This window comes from Methylobacterium sp. P1-11 (assembly GCF_008329595.1).
Lineage (GTDB): Bacteria > Pseudomonadota > Alphaproteobacteria > Rhizobiales > Beijerinckiaceae > Methylobacterium.
On sequence record NZ_NPKS01000024.1, the window covers coordinates 72,847 to 93,746 of the forward strand.

At 70.5% G+C, this 20,900-nt stretch carries 18 protein-coding genes, 1 tRNA gene and 1 pseudogene; 9 read left to right on the plus strand and 11 right to left on the minus strand.

The annotated features are described in order from the left end of the window. Nucleotides 1-28 precede the first annotated feature (28 nt). The 4 genes from CIW48_RS22360 to CIW48_RS22375 all read left to right on the plus strand — a co-directional run bounded on the left by CIW48_RS22360 (nt 29) and on the right by CIW48_RS22375 (nt 4,490). Nucleotides 29-886 carry a D-amino-acid transaminase gene (locus tag CIW48_RS22360; RefSeq protein WP_149312716.1) on the plus strand — a complete coding sequence of 286 codons (858 nt, stop codon included), beginning with the start codon at nt 29-31 and terminating at the stop codon, nt 884-886. 124 nt (nt 887-1,010) lie between these two features. Then, nucleotides 1,011-1,295: a hypothetical protein gene (locus CIW48_RS22365; protein ID WP_091786623.1), complete on the plus strand. Its 285-nt coding sequence runs from the start codon at nt 1,011-1,013 to the stop codon at nt 1,293-1,295. 155 nt (nt 1,296-1,450) lie between these two features. Beyond that, nucleotides 1,451-2,743: an adenylosuccinate synthase gene (locus CIW48_RS22370; protein WP_149312717.1), complete on the plus strand. Its 1,293-nt coding sequence runs from the start codon at nt 1,451-1,453 to the stop codon at nt 2,741-2,743. A gap of 295 nt (nt 2,744-3,038) precedes the next feature. Then, complete coding sequence (locus tag CIW48_RS22375) at nt 3,039-4,490, plus strand: histidine kinase (RefSeq protein ID WP_149312718.1); 1,452 nt, start codon at nt 3,039-3,041, stop codon at nt 4,488-4,490. A 72-nt stretch (nt 4,491-4,562) separates the two neighbouring features. Here CIW48_RS22375 and rpoH read toward each other — a convergent pair whose 3' ends face one another. Together rpoH and CIW48_RS22385 are read right to left on the minus strand one after the other, a co-directional pair. Beyond that, a complete protein-coding gene (gene rpoH, locus CIW48_RS22380) occupies nt 4,563-5,456 on the minus strand; it encodes an RNA polymerase sigma factor RpoH (protein WP_091786583.1) in 894 nt (297 codons plus the stop codon). 235 nt (nt 5,457-5,691) lie between these two features. After that, nucleotides 5,692-6,645, minus strand: coding sequence for an RluA family pseudouridine synthase (locus tag CIW48_RS22385; protein ID WP_149312738.1), 954 nt, complete (start codon nt 6,643-6,645; stop codon nt 5,692-5,694). A 154-nt stretch (nt 6,646-6,799) separates the two neighbouring features. Here CIW48_RS22385 and CIW48_RS22390 point away from each other — a divergent pair. Further along, nucleotides 6,800-6,875, plus strand: a tRNA-Glu gene (locus tag CIW48_RS22390). Between the two features lie 52 nt (nt 6,876-6,927). Continuing rightward, complete coding sequence (locus CIW48_RS34745) at nt 6,928-7,473, plus strand: hypothetical protein (RefSeq protein ID WP_348645139.1); 546 nt, start codon at nt 6,928-6,930, stop codon at nt 7,471-7,473. On the opposite strand, the pseudogene CIW48_RS34750 reads toward CIW48_RS34745, so the two are convergent. Both CIW48_RS34750 and CIW48_RS34600 read right to left on the minus strand, forming a co-directional pair. Continuing rightward, nucleotides 7,437-8,603 (minus strand): annotated as a pseudogene (locus CIW48_RS34750) (recombinase family protein); the annotation flags it as partial. The gene CIW48_RS34745 and the pseudogene CIW48_RS34750 sit on opposite strands and share 37 nt — an antisense overlap. A 1,012-nt stretch (nt 8,604-9,615) precedes the next feature. Beyond that, the gene (locus CIW48_RS34600) at nt 9,616-9,747 is read right to left on the minus strand and encodes a hypothetical protein (protein WP_281407376.1); all 132 of its coding nucleotides are present in this window, start codon (nt 9,745-9,747) and stop codon (nt 9,616-9,618) included. A 213-nt stretch (nt 9,748-9,960) separates the two neighbouring features. Here CIW48_RS34600 and CIW48_RS22400 point away from each other — a divergent pair, with 213 nt between their 5' ends. Together CIW48_RS22400 and CIW48_RS22405 are read left to right on the plus strand one after the other, a co-directional pair. After that, entirely contained in the window at nt 9,961-10,896 is a 936-nt protein-coding gene (locus CIW48_RS22400) for a hypothetical protein (protein ID WP_149312719.1), read from the plus strand. Nucleotides 10,897-11,124: 228 nt separating this feature from the next. Further along, nucleotides 11,125-12,795: a DUF3987 domain-containing protein gene (locus CIW48_RS22405; protein ID WP_149312720.1), complete on the plus strand. Its 1,671-nt coding sequence runs from the start codon at nt 11,125-11,127 to the stop codon at nt 12,793-12,795. Between the two features lie 108 nt (nt 12,796-12,903). Here the strand turns inward: CIW48_RS22405 and CIW48_RS22410 are convergent, their stop codons facing one another. The 6 genes from CIW48_RS22410 to CIW48_RS22435 form a co-directional block, all read right to left on the minus strand. Continuing rightward, nucleotides 12,904-13,455, minus strand: a complete 552-nt coding sequence (locus tag CIW48_RS22410; RefSeq protein ID WP_149312721.1) for a hypothetical protein — start codon at nt 13,453-13,455, stop codon at nt 12,904-12,906. A gap of 20 nt (nt 13,456-13,475) precedes the next feature. After that, entirely contained in the window at nt 13,476-15,710 is a 2,235-nt protein-coding gene (locus CIW48_RS22415; RefSeq protein WP_149312722.1) for an AAA family ATPase, read from the minus strand. Then, on the minus strand, nt 15,710-16,348 hold the full coding sequence (locus CIW48_RS22420) for a hypothetical protein (RefSeq protein ID WP_149312723.1): 639 nt from the start codon (nt 16,346-16,348) through the stop codon (nt 15,710-15,712). The genes CIW48_RS22415 and CIW48_RS22420 overlap by 1 nt, the downstream gene beginning before the upstream one ends. A 105-nt stretch (nt 16,349-16,453) precedes the next feature. Then, nucleotides 16,454-17,314 carry a metallophosphoesterase gene (locus CIW48_RS22425; protein ID WP_246695371.1) on the minus strand — a complete coding sequence of 287 codons (861 nt, stop codon included), beginning with the start codon at nt 17,312-17,314 and terminating at the stop codon, nt 16,454-16,456. Continuing rightward, nucleotides 17,314-17,889 carry a hypothetical protein gene (locus CIW48_RS22430; RefSeq protein ID WP_149312724.1) on the minus strand — a complete coding sequence of 192 codons (576 nt, stop codon included), beginning with the start codon at nt 17,887-17,889 and terminating at the stop codon, nt 17,314-17,316. Before CIW48_RS22430 ends, CIW48_RS22425 begins: the two co-directional genes overlap by 1 nt. A gap of 186 nt (nt 17,890-18,075) precedes the next feature. Continuing rightward, on the minus strand, nt 18,076-18,390 hold the full coding sequence (locus tag CIW48_RS22435) for a hypothetical protein (RefSeq protein WP_149312725.1): 315 nt from the start codon (nt 18,388-18,390) through the stop codon (nt 18,076-18,078). A gap of 249 nt (nt 18,391-18,639) precedes the next feature. Here CIW48_RS22435 and CIW48_RS22440 point away from each other — a divergent pair, with 249 nt between their 5' ends. Then, on the plus strand, nt 18,640-18,897 hold the full coding sequence (locus tag CIW48_RS22440) for a hypothetical protein (protein WP_149312726.1): 258 nt from the start codon (nt 18,640-18,642) through the stop codon (nt 18,895-18,897). Between the two features lie 119 nt (nt 18,898-19,016). Here CIW48_RS22440 and CIW48_RS22445 read toward each other — a convergent pair whose 3' ends face one another. Continuing rightward, entirely contained in the window at nt 19,017-20,900 is a 1,884-nt protein-coding gene (locus tag CIW48_RS22445) for an ATP-dependent helicase (RefSeq protein ID WP_149312727.1), read from the minus strand.

The following is a 20,900-nucleotide window of genomic DNA, read 5'->3' on the forward strand; positions in this document are numbered from 1 at the left end:
GCCCGCGACGAACACAGGACAGCTCTCCGTGACCGCTCCCCGCATCGTCTACCTCAACGGCCAGTTCCTCCCCTACGAGGAGGCGCGCGTGCCGATCATGGATCGCGGCTTCCTGTTCGCGGACGGCATCTACGAGGTCTCCGCGATCATCGACGGCAAGCTCGTCGACAACGCCGCGCACCTCGCCCGCCTCGACCGCTCCCTCGGCGAGATCGGCATCCGCAACCCGCACGATGCGGCGGGCTGGGAGCGCCTGCAGACCGAGCTCGTGGCCCGGAACGGCGTCACCGAGGGCCTCGTCTACATGCAGGTCACCCGGGGCGTCGCCGAGCGCGACTTCGCTTTCCCGAAGGCCGGCACCGAGCCCACCGTGGCGATGTTCACGCAGGCCAAGACCGTGCTCGCCAACCCGCTCGCCGAGAGCGGCGCCCGGGTGATCACCGTCGAGGACCTGCGCTGGAAGCGCCGGGACATCAAGTCGGTGGCCCTGCTGGCGCAGGTGCTGGCCAAGCAGCAGGCGGCCGAGGCCGGCGTCGCCGAGGCCTGGATGGTGGAGGACGGCGCGGTCACCGAGGGCTCGTCCTCGACCGCGTTCATCATCAGCCGCGACCGCGTGCTCGTGACGCGGCCGCTCTCCACGGCGCTCCTGCCGGGGATCACCCGGGCCTCGGTGCTGCGCCTCGCGCAGGAGGCCGACCTGCGGATCGAGGAGCGGCTGATCCCGGTGGACGAGGTCTACGCGGCCCAGGAGGCCTTCTACACGAGCGCCTCGGCCTTCGTGATGCCGGTCATCGAAATCGACAGGCGCGCGATCGGTGAGGGCCGGCCGGGTGCACTGACCCGGCGCTTGCGCGAACTCTATATCGAGGCCGCCCGCCAGGGTTGAGGTCGTCTTCGGCGCCGGCGAATCCCATCCACAGGATGGGACATTGTCCCCGGCCGGCGGCAGGAACGGATCCCGTCACCGACTGTTCCTCCCCGAATTCGTGTCCCGAACCGGGGAGGCCCTCGTGCCGAAGACAATCCTGTTCGCCGCTTTCGCGGCGACCCTCGCGGCGGCGCCCGCCTGCGCCCAAACGACAAGCCCGGCGCCGGCCGAGCGGGTACGTCCGAACGCCGACGCGCCGCCGAATGACCAGTCGCTCAGCGACAAGCTCCAGCAGAATGACGGCGTGATCAAGCCGCCGGAATCGTCCACGACCGGAACCGTGGTCAAGCCCGATCAGTCCGGCACCATGCCGGTGATCAAGCCGCATGAATTGCCCGGTCGCGCACCCGGAACCGAGGCCAAGTAGCGCCCCCGACCCTGGCGGACGGCCCGCGACGCGGCCCCCTCATGCGGCCCCTTGCTTGATTTCGCTGCCCGGATCGCGGAAACGGCTCACGACGTACGCCGCCTGCACCCGTGGGTGGCGCCGTCCCGGTTTCCGTCGCGGGTAAGCAGGCAGACATGGCCAACGTCGTCGTTGTGGGCGCCCAATGGGGCGACGAGGGCAAGGGCAAGATCGTCGACTGGCTCTCCGAGCAGGCCGACATCGTCGTCCGCTTTCAGGGCGGCCATAATGCCGGGCATACGCTCGTCATCGACGGCGTGACCTACAAGCTGGCGCTGCTGCCGTCGGGCGTGGTCCGCGGCGGCAAACTTTCAGTCATCGGCAACGGCGTCGTGGTCGATCCCTGGCACCTGATCGACGAGATCGAGCGCATCAAGGCGCAGGGCGTAGACGTCTCGCCATCCTCCCTGCGGATCGCCGACAACGCCACGCTGATCCTGCCGCTCCACCGCGAGCTGGATCATTTCCGCGAGACCGCCAATGCCGGCCTCAAGATCGGCACGACCAAGCGCGGCATCGGTCCGGCCTATGAGGACAAGGTCGGCCGCCGGGCGATTCGGGTTGTCGACCTCGCCGACCCCGACGCGCTGCCGGCCAAGATCGAGCGGGTTCTGACCCATCACAACGCCCTGCGGCGCGGCCTCGGGATCGACGAGGTCAATGCCGAGGCGCTGCTGTCGGAACTCAAGGCGATCGCACCGAAGATCCTGCCCTTCGCCGACACCGTCTGGTCGCTGCTCGACGAGGAGCGTCGGGCCGGAAAGCGCATCCTGTTCGAGGGCGCCCAGGGCGCGCTGCTCGACGTGGACCACGGCACCTACCCGTTCGTCACCTCCTCCAACATCGTGGCCGCGCAGGCGGCGACGGGCTCGGGCCTCGGCCCGGGTGCGATCGGCTACGTGCTGGGCATCGCCAAGGCGTACACCACCCGGGTCGGCGAGGGGCCGTTCCCCACCGAGCTGTTCGACGAGATCGGCGAGACCATCGGCAGCCGCGGGCGCGAGTTCGGCGTCAATACCGGCCGCAAGCGCCGCTGCGGCTGGTTCGACGCCGTGCTGGTGCGCCAGACGGTCCGGACCTCCGGCATCCACGGCATCGCGCTGACCAAGCTCGACATCCTCGACGGCTTCGAGGAGATCCGCGTGTGCACGGGCTACCTGCTGGACGGCCAGCCGATCGACCATCTGCCGGCGAGCCAGGCCGCCCAGGCGCGGGTCGAGCCGGTCTACGAGGTGATCCCGGGCTGGTCGGAGACGACCGCCGGTGCGCGGTCCTGGGCGGATCTGCCAGCGCAGGCGATCAAGTATGTCCGCCGGATCGAGGAGCTGATCGGGGCGCCGGTGGCGCTGCTGTCGACCTCGCCCGAACGCGACGACACGATCCTCATGCACAACCCATTCGAGGATTGACCGGTTCGAGGCGCGACGCGTCGCGCGCTATCCCGTTGACGACGCGCGTTTTCGGCGGCCCTGCCTGTATCCAGTGCGCGCAGGCTTGATCTAGAACGGGCTGTCGGCCGGGCCATCGTTCTCGCGATCAGCCCGCCATCTCCAGGGCAACCGGCGCGCGGACACTGATCCGCGCGGTGGGATACGACAAACCGGCCGACGGCCGCGACCGGACCCGTCGGGCGGCCGCGGCCCTCGGTCCCCGGCCTCCGACCGGCGTCGCCGGACGGCGGCCGAAGGGGCGGACCAGAGTATCATGGCCGATTACTATCCGCTTCTGGCGCGCGCGCTCGATGCGCTGCCCGACCGAACGCCCGCCCTGCGCAAGGCGGTCTACGACCGCGCGCGCAATGCGCTGATCAGCCAGCTGCGCTCCCTCGATCCGCCGCTGTCCGAGGCCGATATCGACCTCGAGCGCCGGGCCCTCGACGCCGCGATCGAGCGGCTGGAGGTGGATCACGGCGGCCTTCCGGCGCCGGCCAACGATGCCGCGCAGGCGCCCCAGCGCCCCGCACCCGCTCCCGTCATTCCGGAACCTGCGGCACCCGAGCCGATCGTTCCGCCGGCGGCGGAGGCGGACCTCCCGGAACCGTCTCCACCCGAGCCGGGGACCGCACCCGTTCCGGTCCTCCCGCCCGCGAAGCCGCCCTTCGCGGTGACGGCCGGTGATACCGATCCGGATTCCGTGGCCGGACCGCGCGAGGCGCCGATCCCGATCACGTCGCGGCGCCCGGGCGTGCCGGCGCCGGCGGCCTCGGAAGAGACCGAGCCGGTGACCGAGGCGCCGGCTTCGGAGACCCCGCCCGCCGAGGATCCGGACGCCGCCGACACCGCCGCGGAGGGCGGCGGCCGTCAGCGTCCCCGGATCGAGGTGGTGCCGCCGCGGACCGGTCGATCGCGGGTGCTACGCAACGTCTTCGTGGGCGGCGTCCTGGCGGTGGTGATCGGCCTGATCGCCGTCGCAGCCTTCCTGCTGCGCGACCGGCCACAGAACCTGCCGTCGAGCGGCACCGAGACGGTGGATACGCAGCAGCCCGAGGGCGAGACCAAATTCGGCGACCGGGTCGGTGGCGATGCTGCGCCGACGCCGAAGGCGACCGCTCGGGCAGAGACCGGCGCGCCGCCGCGGAATACGGCGGCGCCCGCCGATACGGGCGTCGCGGTCGCTCAGAGGGCCGAACTCGTCGAGGAATCGTCGGGCGCCCAGGGCGGCCAGCCGACCGTGACACCGGGCCGGGTGACGTGGCGACTGGAGACGGTGAACGGGGATCAGGGGCAGCCCGTCCAGAACGCGATCGTCGCCACCGTGGCCATTCCCGATGCGGGTCTGACGCTGGTGATGACCATCCAGCGCAACCTCGACACGACCCTGCCGGCGTCCCACACGGTGAGTCTGGTCTTCAGCCAGAGCGGCACCAACGGCACCGCCCGCACGGTTCAGGATGTCGGGCTGCTCCAGGCCAAGGACGAGCAGGGCGCTCGCGGCTCGCCGGTCTCGGGCCTGCCTGTCCGCGTTCGCGACAACCTGTTCCTGATCGGATTGTCGTCGCTGCAGAACGACGTCGAGCGCAACACCGACCTGCTCCTGCACCGAAACTGGTTTGATATCGCGCTCCGCTACACGTCCGGCCGTCGGGCCGTGCTGACCTTCGAGAAGGGCGCCGTCGGCGCGCAGGTCATGCAGAACGCCTTCGACGCTTGGCAGTGATCGCCCGGCAGTGAACGCTTGAGCGCGACCGCTTGGCGGTGACACCCCGGCGCGGTGCGCCGGGGTGGCGGGTCAGTGGGCCTCGATGCCGGTCCGGGGCAGTTCGCGGCTGGCGATGTTGCGCTTGACCGCTTCCTGCACCTTCTCGAAGGCGCGAACCTCGATCTGTCGCACGCGCTCGCGGGAGACGCCGAACTCGCCCGAGAGATCCTCCAGCGTGATCGGGTCCTCGGCGAGCCGCCGGGCTTCGAAGATGCGGCGCTCGCGCGGGTTCAGGACGCCCAGCGCGTCCTTCAGGGCGGACAGGCGGTTCTGCCCCTCCTGCTCACGGGCCAGGACGGTCTCCTGGCTCGGGCTGTTGTCCACGAGCCAATCCTGCCACTCACCCTCGCCCTCCTCGCGCAGGGGCGCGTTGAGCGACGTGTCGCCGGACAGGCGCCGGTTCATGTCGATCACGTCCTGCTCGGGCACGCCGAGGCGGGTGGCGATCTGCTTCACCTGATCGGGCTTGAGGTCACCCTCGTCGAGGGCCGAGATCTTGCCCTTCGCCTTGCGCAGGTTGAAGAACAGCTTCTTCTGGTTCGCGGTCGTGCCCATCTTCACGAGCGACCACGAGCGCAGGATGTATTCCTGGATCGCCGCCTTGATCCACCACATGGCGTAGGTGGCCAGCCGGAAGCCCTTGTCGGGATCGAAGCGCTTGACCGCCTGCATCAGGCCGACATTGCCCTCCGACACGACCTCGCCGATCGGCAGGCCGTAGCCGCGATAGCCCATCGCGATCTTGGCGACGAGGCGCAGGTGCGATGTCACCAGCCGATGCGCGGCCTCGCGGTCACCGGCGTCCCGCCAGGCCTTCGCCAGCGTGAACTCCTCCGACGGCTCCAGCATCGGGAATTTGCGAATCTCGTCGAGGTAGCGCGAAAGGCCACCTTCGTTGGCGAGCACGGGCAGCGTACCGGCCATGGCATTCTCCTGGACCTATGTCCCCCTGTCGGGCGGACGCGACGGACAACAGTGCCGTCCACTCGGGCCGCTCTTGAGCCGACCCTGCCGGCCACCCATCTCGTATGAGTCGCCGGGAGCCGGTCGCGGTCGATGACACCCATGTCGTCAACAACGCGCCACCGGCGCTTTTGGTCGTACCATGTCACGATGTGACGCGGTACGGGGTGATCTTTCGCACGCCGCAGCGAGGCGGTTACGTCCGCGGTGCGCCGTCCGCCTCCGTCCGGAGGGCCAGGATGAGCGCGCTAATGTCGGGCGGCAGCGGGCTCTCGAAGCGGAGCGTCGCGCCGGTGCGCGGATGGCTGAAGCCGAGCAGCTCCGCGTGGAGCGCCTGCCGCCCCAGGGCCGTGAGAGCGTCACGCGCCTCCGGGCTCAGGCGGGCGGCCTTGGTCCGGAAGGCGCCGCCATAGACCGTGTCCCCGAGGAGGGGATGTCCGCGATGGGCGAGATGCACGCGGATTTGGTGCGTGCGTCCCGTCTCCAACCGGCAGCGCACGAGGGCGGCCTCGCGATAGGCCTCCGCGACGGCGTAGTGCGTCACGGCGTGGCGGCCGCTGTCGTCGGACACGACGGCGATCTTCTCCCGATGGAACCGGGACCGGGCGAGGCTGGCCTGGATCGTCCCGGCCCGCGGCTGGGGCAGGCCCCAGGCCACGGCGGCGTAGGCCCGTTCCAGCGGGCCGGTCCGGCCGTGATCGGCGAATTGGGCGGTGAGGCCCTGATGCGCCGCGTCGTTCTTGGCGACGACGATCAGGCCGCTCGTATCCTTGTCGAGGCGGTGGACGATCCCGGGGCGGCGCACGCCGCCGATCCCCGACAGGCTGGCGCCGCAATGGGCGATCAGGGCGTTGACCAGTGTCCCTCTCTCGTGCCCCGGCGCGGGATGGACCACCAGGCCGGCCGGCTTGTCGATGACGATCAGGTCGTCGTCCTCGTACACGATCGGCAGGTCGGCGGCCTCGGCCACCGGCTCGGCCGGTGCGGGGGGCGGCACGATGAGGACGATCTGTGTGCCGGCGGCGACCTTGGCGGCCGGATCGCGCGCCGGGACGCCGTCCCGCTGCACCTGGCCGGCGCGGATCAGGTCCTGCAACCGGGCTCGGGAGAGATCCGGAAACAGCGCGACCAGCGCACGATCGAGCCGCATGCCGCCCTCGGCCACGATTCCGGTCCGCTCGTCGTCTCCGTTGTCCACCACGATCCCTATCCGCACCCGATCTGACCCGCCGAGGCGGATTTCCTGACGAAGGCTCTTGCTCCGCCGCCGGGTGGTGGCTATAGCACCCCCGCGCCGCCGGAAAGCTCCCATCGTCTAGCGGTCTAGGACGTCGCCCTCTCACGGCGAAAACAGGGGTTCGATTCCCCTTGGGAGCGCCACTTACGTACAGAACTGCGAACACCTGCCACGGGTGATGTGGCCCCGCCCGTGATGGCGGCCTCCACGCTGGCCTTGTCGCCGACGATGCGGATCACATTCGCGCTCACCTCGACCCGGTCGACGATCGCCTGGAGCCACGCCTTCCGGAACGGGATCTCGCCCGTCGTCACGTTCTCCCGCATCAGCCGGCCGAACCGCTCGATCAGCTCCGGCGCGATCTCGGCCGGCGCACGCTCGGCGACCTGGATCCGGTCGAGCGCCGCCTTCGCCCGGTCCCGCTCCTGCTTCAGCGTCGCGAGCCGGTCCTTTAGGATCTCGTCGAGGTCAGTCACCCCCTCCTCGACCATGCGGTACAGCCGCTTCAGCTTCTCCTCCGCACCGGCGACCTCGCCGCGCAGCGCCGCGACCCGTCCGCCCACCTGCGCCGCCTTCTCGGCTCGCAACGACCACAGCGAGGCCAGCGTCGCCCGCAGACGGTCGGGCTGCAGCAGCTCTGCCACGAGATGGTCGGTCACCAGCGTATCGAGCGTGTCCATCCGGATGGAGCGGCCGGTGCAGCCGGTCCTGCCCATCCGGCCATGGGTCGAGCAGCTGTAGTACTTATGCACCTTGCCGGACTTCGAGGTGCCGGTGCGCAGCGTCATCGGCCCCTCGCAGGTCGTGCAGGTGGCGAGACCCGTCAGCAGGATCGGGCCGGTCACCACCCGGGCCGGCGTAGCGCGCGGGTTGTGCGCCTTCAGGGTCGCCTGAACCGCCTCGAACTCGGCCGGATCGATGATCCCCGGCACGCTGATCGGGATCTGCTCCGCCTTCGGCTTCTCGGCCAGCGTCTTCGAGCAGCGCCGGTTGAAGACCCATTCGCCGACGTAGACCCGGTTCGTCAGGATGCCGTGGATCGTCGCGACCCCGAAGCGGGCGCCGGCACGGGTGCGGTGGCCGCGCTCGTTCAGCCAGCAGGTGAGCGCCTTGACCCCGAGCGGGCCGGACGTGCCGTCGCCATGCCGGTACAGGCGAAAGATCAGTTCCACCGTCTCCGCTTCGACCGAATCGACGGCCAGACGCTTCTTGATCCTCGCGCCGCGCTTCTCGACCTCGACGACGGTATAGCCGAGCGGGACCGGAGCGCCGTTGTAAAAACCCTGCCGCGCATTCTCCTTCATCGCCCGCAGGACGTGCTTGGCATTCTCCTTCGACTGGTACTCGTCGAACAACGCGATCACCTGCCGCATCATCACCTGAGCGGGATCGTCGCCCAGTTCCTGGGTGATCGAGATCAGCCGCACGCCGGCCTTGGCGAGGCGGCGCACGTACATCTCCAGCCCGAAGCTGTCCCGGAAGAAGCGCGAGTAGGAGTGCACGACGATGATGTCGAAGGGGTGATCGTCGTCGCCGGCCCGCTCGATCATCTTCTGGAACGCGGGGCGGTTGTCGTCCGTGGCGGAGGCGCCCGGCTCGACGTATTCAGCGACCACCTGCCAACCCTTGTTCGCGCAGAAGGCGTGGACCTGCTTGCGCTGATCGGGGATCGAGAGATCCGATTCCGCCTGCCGCCCGGTCGAGACGCGCAGGTAGCATCCGACCCGCTGCGGCCCGTCCATGGCGGGCGCGAAGCGCGCCTTGCGGATGTGTTGGGTCATCGGGCGCACCTCGGCGTCGGGACGGCGGACAGCATCATATTCGGGGACGCTGCGGAGCCCGCCATCCTGCGACAAGTACGGATCGCGCATCCTCCACAGGCGGTCTCGCCCGTATCGGTCACGGCGTTCGCCGGAGCGAGGACGGGGGTCATGGCGTCATCGCGCGCAGGAGCACGTCGAGGGCGGGGCCGAGATACATCTCCAACACATCGAGCTCGGCGCGGTTTACCGGCATGGGTCGGGGCAGGTCATCGACCACGCGGATGTCAGACGGCAGGCAAGCCGGCCCACGTTTTCGCGCGACCAGCGGCGTCGCCGGTCCGGGCAAGCTTCGGACACGCGTCTCCGACCCCAGCGCCAGCTTGGCGACGGATCGGGACCGCTTGGTCTGCCTGGCGCCGGCTACCGCGCCCGATCGTCCTGCCGGCTGTGATGCGCGCGATGCGCGAGCCGCCGGCGGAGCTGAGGTCTCGTCCGCCACGCATGCCGTGAGGTCCCGCACCGGCCGGCGGCCTACGCATCCGGGGCTGGCCGCCGGCCAGCGCGGGAAGGTTTTCCTCGCCTTCCCCGGCGCGGCACGTCGGCCTGACCGAATCGCGTTGGCGATCCGTCGAACCGATGTGCATCTCAAGCATCGCTCCGATGCGGGACCGTTGCAAGCCGCAGCTGCGGCTGGGACCGGTCCGGGGAGGTCTCACCCTGACGGGCGGGCGAGAACTCGACCGGCCTATCGTTCCCGGCGCCCGGCATCCGGAGCGTTCGCGCCGTTCGGCACGCTCAGTGCCCCGTCGCCCCTCCGACTCTATCCTAGTCGGTCACTAGGATGTGGCCCGAACGCTCCAAGATCCGCTCTCGCGATCGCGGAGAGGATGCGGTGGGCGCATGAAGAAGCCGCCCGCCGTATCCCTGGCGTCGGGGGACCAGGCCGTGCGCGATCCCGCTCCCCTCGATGAGGTGAACCCGATCCAGGACCCGACACAGCCGTCGCCGAGCCCGGCCCTTCGGTCGCATGACGAGGGTTCGGATATGATGGCGAGGCGGATCCGTGACGAAGCCCGGACCACGGCACTGGGTACGATGCGGTAGACACCGGGGCGACGCGTCAGCCGGTCGAATGCCAATCGACCCGAGCGACCAACGTCTTCAGGTCGAGCTCGGACGAGGCCAGCGCGACGGGCACGCGCATGAGATGGCCTGTCCGCGCCGAGATCAGCCGCCGCAACAGGTCGGGCATCCGGGTCGCGGCGAGGTGGTTCGCGCGTGGCCGTCGAGGACGATGGCGACGATATGGCGGGTCGACGGAGGGCAAAGGAGCCAGCGACCGGATAAGGGGCCGCGCTCGCGGAGCATTGCGCCCGCGTCGCTGCCCCAGAGCCGACCTCGCGATCCGTCGTTGGCGTGTGGTTCCTTGCTTGGCTATGACGATACTGGGGTGTGGAGGTATCCCATGTCGAACCAGTTTCTCCACATCGGCCTGTACGGCCCTGAGGCCCGCAAGGGGCAGCCCCCCTGGTCCACGATCGCGGGCATCGTGCAAGAGGGGGCCCGTGCCCCCGGTGCCGCCCGCCACGTGGCCTATCCCACCGTCCCGACCCTCCTCTACGGCCTCTCGCCGATCGAGGTCGGCCGCATCGCCCTGGAGCGGGCCGAGCAGGCGCGCGACGCCATCGGTCGGCGCCTGCGGCGGGACGGTGCCGTGCTCGTCGCAGGGGTGTTGTCCTATCCGGTCAAGCGCGACCTCGTCGAGGACCGCGACGCCCCCGACGCCCGCGACCTCTACACCGCCTGGCGCGCCGAGGCCGTGGCGTGGTGCCATGGCCAGTTCGGTGACACGCTCCTCTCGATCGTCGAGCATCACGACGAGGAGTACCTCCATCTGCATGCCTACGCCGTGCCGATCCTCGGCCCGGGCCGGCGCCTGGTGCTGGAGGCGATCCATCCCGGGCGCGCCGCGGTGAAGCGCGCGCAAGCGGGGGGCGAGGACAAGAAGGGACAGCAGGCCGCCTACCTCGGTGCGATGAAGCGGCTTCAGGACGAATTCCATGCCAGCGTGAGCGTCCGTTACGGCCACGCCCGCCTCGGACCGCGGCGGCGCAGGTTGGACCGGACCGAGCATCTCCTGCGCCGCGAGGCCCGGAGGCGCGAGGTCGAACTGGAACGGGCCTATGCGGAGGAGACGGTGCAGGTGCGGTCCGAGATCGAGGCCGAGGTGCTGCGGCGGTTCGGGGCGGCGCTGACCGAGTCCCGGCGGCGCTCCGCGGCGCTCGTCGAGGCCCGCGACAGCGATCGGCACCGCATCGATGCGTTGAACGCCGAGTGCGCACGCCTGCGTGCGGAACTGGCGTCCCGCGATGCGGATTCCGGCTCCGGTTACGGGCGCTGAGACGATACCGGCATATCGGCCGGCTCTCACCCTCGCCGCACCCTATCGGTCTGTGGTTCAAAAGCCACAGACCAGCGTGAACGACAGCAATCGGGTGCCCCAGGCCTAATATCCTACATTGTATCGCTTTCGCGTCGGGCCCATCGCACCCGACCATCTCGCATCGGCCGAATTCCCCGCGGGTCGCGTGACGACGCGATCCGCACCGACTTCCGCTCAGGTGCCCCGATGACCCTCGATCACGCCGTCCCGCACGACCCGGCCCAGCGGCCGGACACGACCGCGAACACCGCCACGACTCCGCCCGCCGTCCACGCTGCCGTCCAGCCCGAGACCCGGCCGACGGGCTCGACCGCCGCACACGATGCCACGCCGGCGCGCCCCGCCCCGCGCCTGCCGAGCGCGGATGCGCCGGAGGCCGCGTTCCTGCGTGAGCCGGACCTGCACTTCCTCGGATCCGCGATCCTGCCGGCGCCGGACTTCCCGGTCGAGGCGCTCCCCGAGGGGGTGCGCCGGTTCATCGCCGAGGCGGCCAGGGGCCAGAAGACCCATCCGGCCTTCCTGTTCACCAGTGCGCTCGCCACCCTCGCCGGGGCGGTCGGCACCGGTGCCCACCTCTGGGTGAGCGAGGACTGGCGCGAGCCCTGCGTGATCTGGACGCTGCTCGCCGGATCGGCCGGTAGCGGCAAGTCCGTGGCGATGGGCAAGACCGTCCACGTCCTGACCGCCCTCGGGATCGCCGCGCTGGAGCGCGCCGCCGCCGCCCCCGGCGAGGCAGCGCTGGCGCAGGTGGTCCGGGCCGAGAAGGCCCGGCGGTTGCAGCGGGCGATCCGTGCCGGTCTCGACCGCGCCGAGACCGACTTCTCCGGCTATGTCGTGCCTGAGGACGCCGCACCGGCCCCGGCGGCCCTGAACACCTGCACCAGCACGACGCTGCCCGGCATCCTGGAGCGGATCGCGGCCCAGCCGCGCGGACTGCTCCTGGCGCAGCCGGACGTGATCGGCCTGATCCGCGGCCCCACGCTGCGCTCGGACGAGGGCCGCGCCGCCCTGCTGCAGGCCTACGATGGCGACCCCTATGTCCGGGACCGCGCCACCGGCGCGCAGGTGATCCCGGCCCTCCAGCTCAGCCTGTGCGGCGGCGTGACCCCGGACAAGCTCCGGCAGGTGATCGGCGCGGAGGATGACGGTCTGCTCGCGCGCTGCCTCGTCAGCTACCCGCAGGTCGAGCGCGATCCCGAACTCGCGCCGCGCGGCACCGCGACGACGCCCGCGATCGAGCCGGTGCTGCGCCATGTCCTCGCGCTGCCGGCCGCGCGCGAGCGGTTCGGCGGCCACGCGGTGCTTCTCGGCGAGCACGCCCGCCGCGCGGTCGAGCCGGCCTCGCGGCGCTGGGTCCGGACCGCCGGGGAGACCGAGGGCATGCTCGCCTCGACCTACAACCGGGCCACCACCCAGGTGCTGCGGCTCGGGCTCGTGCTCGCGATCCTCGAACATGCGCTGGCCGGCAAGGCAGGCCTGCCGCAGCATCTCAACGAAGACTGCGCCCGCGCCGCCGTGACCGTCATGGACGCGCACTACCTGCCGAGCGCGGAGCGGGCGCTCGATCATGCGCAGGCGCGGCCGGACCCGGACAGGGACCTGCGCGCCATCGCCGGGTTCATCGCCCGCAACGTCGACGAAGAGAAGCGGGACGCGTTCAGCTTCAACGCGCGGACCCTGCGCGAGGCGCGGCGGGCGCCGTGCCCGCGCGATCACCGGGCCTGGACCGAGACCTTGGAACGCCTGGCGCAGCTCGGCTGTATCGCCGAGGCACCGCGGCGTAACGCTACCGGCCGGACCCGGGCGGACTACCGCGTCCACCCCGCCTTCGTCGCCGCCGCGCGCACGGCTCGATGAGGCGGTCTCAGCCTATCAGGAGCGCCGAGGACGCACCCCTTCCTCGGCGTTCCGCACGTTCTGCGCGTTTTGCGCATCGCGCCGGGCCTTGGGTCCGCCGACGCGGATTCAGGAATCCTCATCGATGGGCGGTTCGAGCGCGATGAAGCGATCGCTCCGGACCTCGTAGCGCCGTGCCATGCGCACCGTCCGGTCACCGACGATCATCGTCGTGACCTGAAGGTCGAGATCGCGGCTGCGCACCGGCAGGTACCCGTCGGCGTGCGCCGCGCACACGGTCGCGTACCAGCCGTGCTTCACCGAGAAGCGGCCGGGTGCGCCGCACGTTTCGCAGACGTGGAGGGAGCGGGCCTCGGCCAGATCGACGGCGAGGTCGACCGCCGCGCTCGCCGTCTCGCACAGATCGAGGGTGGACACGGTGAGGCGCAACGTGCCCCACTTCTCCTCGATCCCGAGGATCGCGACCTCGGCTGCAGGCACGCCTGCGCACGCGTCCGCGATCCGCGCGCAGGCGCGTTCCACCAGCGCACGCCAGCCTTCCCCGACGCTCGGCCAGCCGACCGAGACGAGCGTCGGCCCCAGCCCGGTCGCGACCACGCGCAGGTCGGGGAACAGCGCAGGGTGATCGTGGAGGAGCCGCGTGCGCCAGTCGGCGAGCACCAGCCCGGGATACCGTGTGGTCACGCCGCACCTCGCGCCGCGATCCTCTCACCCGTCGCGACCCCTTCCGTCTCGTGCAGGAGCTCGGCGACGCGCGCCCCATCCAGGCGCCGCTCGGTGAGCAGCGCCTCGGCGATCCGCATCACCGCCGAGCCGTTCCGGTACACGAGGTCGGCGGCTTCCTCCGCGATCGCGCCGAGCAGCACCGCGACCTCGCCGTGAAGACGGGCATCGAGCAGAAGGCGCTGTGCCGGATCCTGCTCCAGCGCGACCAGGGTGGACGAGCCGAGTCCCCAGCAGCCGAGTGCGGCCACGGCGAGGTTCGTCGCAGCCGTGAGGTCGCCGCGCGCGCCCGCGCTCGGCTCGCCCAGCATCTCGATCTCGGCGGCGCGGCCCGCTAGCAGGATGCGCAGCATGCCCTCGATCTCGGATCGTGTCCCGGCCTGGCTTGGCTCGCCGGCGTAATCCACCCAGCCTGCGGCCCCGTCTCGGTCCTGCAGCGCGACCACGAGGTGCTCCGTCCCGCGCTCCAGCGCGGCGACGAGCGCGTGCCCCGCCTCGTGAATCGCCGCCCGGCGCAGGAGCGCGGGCGGACGCCCGGCCCCCGCTCGACCGACGACGCTCAGAAGGTCGGCGAGCGCCAGGGGACGTCCGGCCTCGCGCGCCAGGCGCCGTGCATCGGCGACGACCTCCTCGATCACCGCGCCCGTCGCTCGCTCGGTCAAGCGGGCCACAGGAGTGAGATCGGCCTCAGGCAGGTCGCCCTGTAGTCGCACCCGCAGCATGGCGACGCGTTCGTCCAGGTCGGGGTAGCCGACCTCGATCAGCCGGCTGAGCCTTCCCGGCCGCAGCATGGCGGGGTCGCAGCGGCTCGCGTCGTTCGTCGTACCGATAACCACCACACCCTCGCGCGAGGCCGCCCCCGAGAGGAGTTCGAGAATCGAATTGACGACTTCCACGACGTAATCGCGGTGCGCGTGGGTGACGCGGGCACGGTCCGGGAATGAATCGGCCTCGTCGATGAGGAGGATCACGCCGCGGCGGCCCCCCGGACCGGAGCGTGCGAGGGTGATCGCCTCGTCGAAGCAGCGCCGCATCGCCCGCAGAGTCGTCCCGAGATGGGCTTGGTCCTCGGCCTGCCAACGGGCGAGCGAGCCGGTGACGAAGGGCAGCCCCTCTTCCGCAGCCATGACGGCTGCGAGCAGCGTCTTCCCGCAGCCGGGCGGACCAACGATGAGCGCTCCGGAGGACACCTCGCTCCAGGGTCCACCGGCACGCCAGGCGCGCAGGTCATCCAGGGTCGCGCGTGCCCAGGCCACGGCCGAACGCATTCCGTGCAGGTCGGCGAGGCGCAGGTCCCGCCCGGAGCCGCTCCGGTCCGCGCGGCCGGCTGCGAGCCGGCGCAGGTCGCATAGGCACGCGGCCGGCGTGCGATCTGCGCGGATCGCGATGGCGAGGTCGGCCGGCATCAGATCGAGCGTGGCGAGGGCCGCGCGGTCGGCACGCTTACCCCAGCGGCCGGTCACGACGCGGATGGTCGCCGCGACGAGCGTCGGATCGAGCCCGGGCAGCACGAGGCTGTGATCGGCCACTTGGCGCACGAAGGGCAGCAGCGCCCGCTCGGCATCGACGGTCAGGCAGAGCACTGGACGGGGCACCTGCAGCACCTGCAGGAAGGTGCGCTCGACCTCGTCGCGCTCGCGCGGCTTCGGCAACTCGGTGGCGACGAGGCTGAGGATGTCGGCGCGCTCGGCCTCACGCGGGGTGAGCGCGCGGTCGATTGACTCGCTGATCCCGTGCTCCCCGAAGAGCAGCACCGGCCAGATCCCGCGCAGCACGCCGAGCAGGAGCGGGTCGGTGACCTCGACTATCACTCGCGGGGTACCCGTGCGTAGGGCCGCGGCGAGGCCGGGCACGGTGTCGAGGGCGCGGGCGAACAGCAGCGCGGCGGCGACCTGAAGCGGTGCCCGGCGCCAGGTAGCGACGTCGCCGCCGGCGGCATCCGGGACACGTCGACGCCCCACGACCCGCCCGCGCGGCATCGACGGCGCGTCGGGCCGGCCGAAGTCCGGCACGTCCAGGGCGGCCAAGTCGAGATCGGGCAGGTCGGGATCAGGCAGGTCCGGATCGACCGGCGCTGCCAGGGTGTCACCAGCGGAGGTCGACACGCCCGGGCCGGCGCGCCCACACAGACGATCGAAGATCTCCGCCTCGAACGGACCGGCAACGAAGGGAATACGCGAGCAGGCGGGCATCAGCGGCCTCCACGAAGGAAGAAGGTCCGGCCTTCCAGGGCGAGCACGCGGCTCTCTGGCCCGAGCGGCTGGCCCAGGTCGAGGCCGACGACGCGGCCCGCGACGAGCGCGAGGACGGCCGCGACGGGATCGTCGGCGCGCGTCATGCATTCGGCCGCGTCGGCGAGCGGAAGGTCTCCACCGGCCTCGATCAGGGCGGCGCCGAGGGAGAGGCGGTCGGCGGGCGCGACCGCGAGACCGGCGCAGCCGGCCACGAGGAGCGCATCGCTCATCCGCGGCTCGCGGTCGAGCGCACCCTCGGGCACCAGGAGAACCCGCCGCCCGACCCGGGCGGCGGCGGCCTTGAGGGTCAGCAGCGCGGTCTTCGCGGTATCGCTCCAGACGACGCCCGGCACGCCCACGACGGTGAGACGGCGGCCGTCGGCGACGCGCACCCTGCGGCTGACGAGGCCGGCCGAGCCGAGCCCGAGGCACGGCTCCAGCGCCTCGACGACGGGATCGAGCGTGATCGCGGTCACGACCGGGGTCACGATCAGGGCCGCGTCCAGGCGGGCGGCGAGCGGCGCGAAGAGAGGAAGCATCATGGGACGGTCGAAGGCGACCGCCGGCATCGGCGAGAGGGGCGAGGACGACGGCATGTACGGACTCCGGCGAGCAGCGCTCGGGGGCTGCGTCGCGACAGGGATGGGATGGGTGAAGGCGGCCGGAGCGCAGGTCGCGCGCCGGCCGCCGGGCGCCGCGCCTCAGGCGCGCCGGATCGAGGGGATCTCGACGACGAAGGCGGGGTCGAAGCTGCCGCGGCCCTCGTCGCGGTAGCCGTGCGGATTCGAGACGAGGCGGGTCGGCCCGAGCCACGTATCGACCGCGTGGTGAGTATGACCGCTGATCCAGGCATCCGGACGCCGCGCGTCGATCAGCGCGGACAGGTCGCTGGCGAAGGCCGCGCTGAGCGGATCGCGGCCGAAGTGGGGCGCGATGCAGACCGGGTGGGGCGCGTGGTGGGTGATCACGACGCTCGGGCCGCCGAACGGGACTGCCAACGCGGCGTCGAGGAACCGGACCGAGGCCGCGTGCAGGGCGGCGGCGTCCGCGGGCAGGAACGGGCGCCGCTCGACCCCACGCCCGACCGAGATCGTGCGGTGGTCGTTCATCCCGCGTCGGGCTGCCGCCATCGCCACCGCGCGGTGCTCGGGACCGAACAGGGCGTAATCGGTCCACAGCGTGGCGCCGCGGAAGCGCACGCCGCCGATGACGGCCACCGCATCCTCCAGCAGTGTGATGCCATAGCGGGCGCCAGCCTCCCCGGCGCGATCACGCTCGACCTCCACCGAACCGCGGTAATACTCATGGTTGCCGAGCACCGCGACGATCGGCATCGGCTCCGGGATGTGCCGGCGCAGGTAGGCCAAGGCAACGACGGCGTCCGCGCAGACGTCGCCGGCGACGATGACGACGTCGGCACCGGGGGCAAGCCGCAGCCGCCGCGTGTCGGCGACGTCGACGTGCAGGTCGCTCACCACCTGGACGCGCAAGCTCCGTCCGGCCACGGGCAGGTTCGGGTCGGCGGGGATCGTCCCCGCCGCGGTGTTCGCGGGGCCGGCCATCACGCCGCCTCCGCCAGGAGGGCGGCGACCTGCCGGGCGAGCCGGCTCTGGCTCGGCTGCAGGATGCGCAGGCCGGCGGCGTGGAAGAGGTTCAGCCCGAGCAGCACGGCGAGGTCGAGGGACTTGCGGTCCGCGTCGCCGAGCGGGAAGCCGGTCAACGGGCCGCATCCCTTGTGGGAATCGAGCGCCGGCTCGGCCTGCACGATCTCGGAGAGCTGCTCCTGAAGGTAGACGGTCGCGCCCTTGTGGAAGGACGGCGAGACGAGGACGTAGACCTCCTCGACGAAGTCGAGCTGCGGGTCGGCCTTGTGGTCGCCCAACCGCGTCCAGAGCTTGACGCCCTCGCCGATCCTGACGCGGACGCGCCCATTGCGACGGCCGACGAGGAGGTAGACGCCGCCGTAGCGGCGCTCGGCGATCCAGGCCTGGAGGCGGGGCAGATCGGCCCAGTCGCCGGCGATCACTTTCAGATCGGTGAGGCTGTCGCTCGCGACCCTGAGGCTGGTTCCGGGGACGGGGAAGCCGATGGCGATGGCGAGGCGGAAGTAATGGAGGAGCCGGGCGAGGACGGGCATGCGGGATCTCCCGCACCGCCGCGGATGCGCGGCCGGTGCGATGGTGGGGACGGGAGGGGGGAGCGGGACGCGCGGCCTCAGGCGCCGCGCGCCGTCCGGCCTGGGCCGGGCGCGTGGGGGCGCACGCCGGATGCAGACCCGGCGCGGCCGATGGGGGCGGTCAGGGACCGTCGGTCGGTGTGGGGATCAGTGGCGCGCGGGGTCGATCCGCCAGACGCGGCAGGAGGCGTCGAAGGGCGAGACGACGTCGATCGCGAGCAGGCCGGCATCGACGAGGGCGAGGACGGCGGAGATCGGCTGCGGGTGCGCGGGGATGGCGTCGGCGAGGTCGCCGAGGCAGGCGTCGCCGGTCTCGTCCACGGCGGCGAGCAGGGCGACCTGCACGTCGGGCGTGATCAGCGGGTGGACGACGAGGTCGGGGTGGGGAAGCGAGGGGCCGGCCAGCGTGGCCCGGACAGTGTTGCGCGCGGACATGGGTCCGCCGTAGATGGCCTCAGCCATGTGTGTCTCCTGCCTATCACAGCGAGACGCGGATGGTCAGGTCGCTGGCGCGGCTGGTACCTGCGCCGGCGGCCGCCTCTGGTCAGGCGGACACCGTACCTCACTCCTACGTCAAGCAAGCATACCGCCTGCTCTGCGCCATCATGTGGCGGGCTTCTGCAGCAGCGCAAGCCCAAGACGGCACGGCGTCCTCCAGCTTCTTGATTAAGCTTAATCGAAGGCCATAGTTGGCAGGGTTGAGATCCTGCCTTGATCCTTTTCGACCCAGGTCTGATCGGCGGGTGGTTCGTGGTGCGGTGGTGGCTCTCCGCTGATCGGCGCTACCTGTCCGAGATCAATCCGGAAGACGCCGGATCGCCGTGCCGCGCTCCTACTGGCTGTCCTTGTGCTTTATCCGCGCCCGGCATCGATCGATCGTCGACCCAGCAGCCGCACCTGCGTGAGAAGCTCAAGCCGGTGCTCTTCGGATGCACGACGATGGTCCTTAGATTCTCGCTCGGATCCTGACCCGGCAGCGTCAAGCCGCGTTCCTGGACGAGATGGTCGAACAGCGCCCGGCGCGCCCACGGCATGCCGTGCCCGAACAGTACATCCCGCAGGTCCTCGCACACCTGCAATCAAACCACTTATATTGCGATTTCCGGCACGCCTGCATTAGTCAGAAGCTGATAGAGTTCAGCCACATTGTTTCGCTCTCCGCGTTGTTGGCAGAAGGCGAAGATGGCGCGTTGTTTCGCCCGCGAAAGGGCGACGAAAAATGCGGCGACGCCTTCGGGGTCGCCGGAGGTGTGGGCCCACCAAGCCCGGTCGTCGAGGCCGACGAAGATGATGGTGTCGTATTCGAGCCCTTTGCTCTTATGGACGGTCATCATCGGAATCTGATTGACCCCCTCGAACGCATCTAGGCAGGCCGTCCAGTTGGGGGCGCCATCGACCGAAGCGAAGAAGTGGATGCAAAAAGCTTCAAGGATAATCTGAAGCAGGTCGCCAACGCCATATTCGGCATAGGTTCGGGCGATCGCCCCGAGATCCAGATATTCGAAAACCCGTCTGACGAAATCGACAGCGCTTTGCCGCGACGGGGCAGTGGCCTCCATGTCGGTGCGCAAGGCAGTGAGAAATGCGCTGAGTTCCGCCTCGACCTTGGCCGCGCGCGCATCATCGTCTTGCCCGGTAGCGCGCAGCGCCAGGACAGAAGACGAGACCAGCTGCCATGCGGCCGGCGCGCGGCGTGTCGCGCCCAGGCGGAAGATCGCGATCGCGAGCCGGCTTAAGTCATCGGAAAGCAAATCCTGAAGCGAGGTTTTGCCAAGGGTATGGCTCTCGTTACGGATCCGCAGACCGTGAGCGGCGAAGGCTCCAGCGAGTTCGTGCTCATAATCGTCGGACTTCTGTTTCACGAGGAGCGCGTAGTCGCGCGGCGCTCGGGCGCGGGTGGCCATGTCGTTGGCGATCCATTGCGCCAAGTGGGTGGCTTCCGCCGCCTTGGTCTGGCTGGACCAGACCTGAGCTACGTCGCCATCGACTTGGCGCGCTGTCTGAGCGACCGTTGGGACGGTGTTCGGATCCAGAGCGCGCGCGACGACGTGCTGGATAGCGACCAAGTCGGGCGAGGAACGGAAGTTAAAGAGGAGGGGGAAGCGGGCTCCCCCGAAATCGGCCTGCAGCCGCTGAAAGGCGTCCTGGCGCGCGCCAGCGAAAACCATGATCCGCTGCTTGTCGTCACCGACGCCGGTGATGACGGTCTGTCCGCCAAAGAAGGCCGACAGCAGGAAGTCGTATTGCGCGTAGGTTGTGTCCTGGAATTCATCGACGAAAACGAAGGGATAGGTGGCGACAAGCGCCCGACGAATGTGGGGATTGGCCCGGAGCAGCAGCTCCGCGAGCCGGTTGATGCCGACGAAGGTAAGTGCAGAGGGCTGGCCTGGCCGTAGTTGCGTTGCCCACCAGCGGGCAATTGCGAACTCGGCCGCGTTCTGGGGCGCGATAGGTCCCATGGGCAGGCGATAGCTGCCGCCGATCTTGGGTTCAAAGTCGCTCGCGCTGTAGCCGGCGATTTCCGCCTGCCATTCCGGCGGCGCACTGAGCCGGGCGAGCGTGAGGAAGCCTTCTATCGCCTTGCGCTTTGGGAAGGAGATTTCGTAGGGCCGGGTCGGGCGCCAGTCGGCGGGGATGGCGTTGAGAAAGCGATCGACCAGGCTCTTGGTGAAGGCGTCGAAGGTGACCGACACGAACCGGTTGGCGAACTCTGGCGGGCACCGCTGGCGGACGCGCGACGCGAGATTGTTGGCTGCATCTGTTTTGAACGAAATCGCCAGCACGCGGTGCGGCGCTCGGCAGAGGCCCGTCTCAAGCAAATAGTCGGCGCGTTGGGCCAGAAACTCGGTCTTGCCGGCGCCGGGGCCTGCGACCACACACGCCGAGCCGGCGTGGCGCAGGGCATTCCACGCCGCCACTTCGAGATCGTTAATGCCGCTCGGGCGCCAGTCCTCTGGCCGAATAAGGCGCAT